This is a genomic window from Gilliamella sp. B2923 (assembly GCF_026536565.1).
In the GTDB taxonomy this organism is placed as follows: domain Bacteria; phylum Pseudomonadota; class Gammaproteobacteria; order Enterobacterales; family Orbaceae; genus Gilliamella.
The window spans coordinates 1-1,984 of the sequence record NZ_JAFNNZ010000036.1; the positions used below are offsets into that span (position 1 = coordinate 1).

1 rRNA gene is annotated in these 1,984 nt (G+C 50.6%); it reads right to left on the reverse strand.

Going from position 1 to position 1,984, the window contains the following annotated elements:
• Positions 1-1,984 (reverse strand): 23S ribosomal RNA (locus J3U42_RS12170); the annotation flags it as partial.

Consider the following 1,984-nt stretch of genomic DNA (forward strand, 5'->3'; position numbering starts at 1 on the left):
TAGTCTCCCACCTATCCTACACATTAAGGCTCAATGTTCACTGTCAAGCTATAGTAAAGGTTCACGGGGTCTTTCCGTCTTGCCACGGGTACACCGCATCTTCACGGCAATTTCAATTTCACTGAGTCTCGGGTGGAGACAGCCTGGCCATCATTACGCCATTCGTGCAGGTCGGAACTTACCCGACAAGGAATTTCGCTACCTTAGGACCGTTATAGTTACGGCCGCCGTTTACTGGGGCTTCGATCAAGAGCTTCTGCTTACGCATAACCCCATCAATTAACCTTCCAGCACCGGGCAGGCGTCACACCGTATACGTCCACTTTCGTGTTTGCACAGTGCTGTGTTTTTATTAAACAGTTGCAGCCAGCTGGTATCTTCGACTGATTTCACCTACATCCGCATGGGATTTCAATTACCGTCAGCGTGCCTTCTCCCGAAGTTACGGCACCATTTTGCCTAGTTCCTTCACCCGAGTTCTCTCAAGCGCCTGAGTATTCTCTACCTGACCACCTGTGTCGGTTTCGGGTACGATTAACTGTAACCTGAAGCTTAGAGGATTTTCCTGGAAGCAGGGCATCAATTACTTCACTACCTTAGTAGCTCGTCATCACGCCTCAGGGTCTCAGTGACCGGATTTGCCTAATCACACCCCTACACGCTTAACCCACCATCCAATAGGTGGTAAACCTAGCCTTCTTCGTCCCCCCATCGCAGTTACAGCCAGTACGGGAATATTAACCCGTTTCCCATCAGATACGCCCTTCGGCCTCTCCTTAGGGGTCGACTCACCCTGCCCCGATTAACGTTGGACAGGAACCCTTGGTCTTCCGGCGAGCGGGCTTTTCACCCGCTTTATCGTTACTTATGTCAGCATTCGCACTTCTGATACCTCCAGCATGCCTCACAACACACCTTCTACGGCTTACAGAACGCTCCCCTACCCAATACACTTACGTGCACTGCCGCAGCTTCGGTGCATAGTTTTAGCCCCGTTACATCTTCCGCGCAGGCCGACTCGACTAGTGAGCTATTACGCTTTCTTTAAATGATGGCTGCTTCTAAGCCAACATCCTAGCTGTCTAAGCCTTCCCACTTCGTTTCCCACTTAACTATGACTTCGGGACCTTAGCTGGCGGTCTGGGTTGTTTCCCTCTTCACGACGAACGTTAGCACCCGCCGTGTGTCTCCCATGATTAAACTTGTCAGTATTCGGAGTTTGCATCGGGTTGGTAAGCCGGGATGGCCCCCTAGCCGAAACAGTGCTCTACCCCCAACAGTTACTCATGAGGCGCTACCTAAATAGCTTTCGGGGAGAACCAGCTATCTCCCGGTTTGATTGGCCTTTCACCCCCAGCCACAGGTCATCCGCTAATTTTTCAACATTAGTCGGTTCGGTCCTCCAGTTAGTGTTAACCAACCTTCAACCTGCCCATGGCTAGATCACCGGGTTTCGGGTCTATACCCTGCAACTTTTCGCACAGTTAATACTCGGTTTCCCTTCGGCTCCCCTATTCGGTTAACCTTGCTACAGAATATAAGTCGCTGACCCATTATACAAAAGGTACGCAGTCACACATACCCAACGGTACATGCTCCCACTGATTGTACGTACACGGTTTCAGGGTCTATTTCACTCCCCTCCCGGGGTTCTTTTCGCCTTTCCCTCACGGTACTGGTTCACTATCGGTCAATCAGGAGTATTTAGCCTTGGAGGATGGTCCCCCCATCTTCAGACAGGATATCACGTGTCCCGCCCTACTCTATAAGCTTCCACATAATGCATTTTCATGTACGGGACTTTCACCCTCTGTCGTGCGACTTTCCAGACGCTTCCACTAATACATTATGCTACCCGCTTGGGCTCCTCCCATTTCGCTCGCCGCTACTTTGGGAATCTCGGTTGATTTCTTTTCCTCGGGGTACTTAGATGTTTCAGTTCTCCCGGTTCGCCTCATCTGACTATGTATTCATCAGATGATAG